This is a genomic window from Thermoflexus hugenholtzii JAD2, from assembly GCF_900187885.1.
Classification (GTDB): Bacteria; Chloroflexota; Anaerolineae; order Thermoflexales; family Thermoflexaceae; genus Thermoflexus; species Thermoflexus hugenholtzii.
This window is the reverse complement of sequence record NZ_FYEK01000019.1, coordinates 1-842: the sequence shown is the minus strand read 5'-3', so window position 1 is coordinate 842 and position 842 is coordinate 1. Positions and strand designations below refer to the sequence as shown.

Annotated in this window: 2 protein-coding genes; both read right to left on the bottom strand. The window is 67.0% G+C overall.

What is annotated here, in order from left to right:
• Positions 1-22: 22 nt before the first annotated feature.
• The gene (locus CFB18_RS04660) at positions 23-658 is read right to left on the bottom strand and encodes a hypothetical protein (protein ID WP_088570644.1); all 636 of its coding nucleotides are present in this window, start codon (positions 656-658) and stop codon (positions 23-25) included.
• Positions 659-661: 3 nt separating this feature from the next.
• On the bottom strand, positions 662-842 hold a 181-nt coding region (locus CFB18_RS15245; protein WP_159461577.1), incomplete at its 5' end, for a hypothetical protein.

The window sequence follows — 842 nt, the reverse complement described above, 5'->3', positions numbered from 1 at the left end:
TTCGCCAGAAGCTCTGCCTCGCTCATTGCGCAGGGGAAGGGGGCCTTTCCCGGGCCGCGGTGGCCGCCCCATTTCCACAGGCGCCAGCCGGAGTCGGCGTGCTGGGGCCAGGGGGGTTCTTCCCAGACCAGGCGGGCGGTGGGGTGGAAGACCCCCCAGGGGTCCTCCCGGGCGACGAAGCCGACGGGGTAGGGGTGATGCGGAAGCGGTGGGGTGGGACCTGGACATGTAGTTTGACGACCTCGCCGTAATAGTCCTGCCAGGCGCAGGCGCCGGTGCTGTCGCCGATGCGGGAGCCGAGGGGATCCTCGCAGGTTTCCTTCCAGGCGGTGTTGGCGGTGGGGCAGAAGTCGGGGCCTTCGCCGAAGCGGTGGGTGATCTGAACATTTCCGGCGCAGTCGATCTCGGCCTGGGCCTCGGCGCAGGAATTGCGGCTGGAGCCGGGGAGGATCACCCCGATGGTCCAGGTCCCGGTGCACCGCCGCGCCTCCCGCCCCGAAGAACTAAAGTCCTGAGTCTGACGCACCTCGTAGGTGAATCCGCAGACATCATTTTCGCACTGATCCCCGCCTTGGGCGGCGGCGGGAACCGGATGACCTGCTGTCCACTCGAACAACAGAAGAAGGACCGGAAGCATTGCAATCCACTGTATCCTCATTCCTCACCTCCGGGCCTCCGTCCCCTCGGGGCTGACGATGAGGGTGCCGATGGGCTTGGCCTTCGACGGATCCACTGCCTCTGGGAAGATCTCCTTCAGGCCGAAGCGGGCCAGCAGCTCTGAGCGCCGCCAGAGGGGCAATCCGAACAGTTTCGCCAGGTCCTCCGCCGAGCCCGCCGGCACA

Coding starts and splice junctions, on each gene's coding strand:
- CFB18_RS04660 (WP_088570644.1), bottom strand. CDS start 658: ATGAGGATACAGTGGATTGCAATGCTTCCGGTCCTTCTTCTGTTGTTC.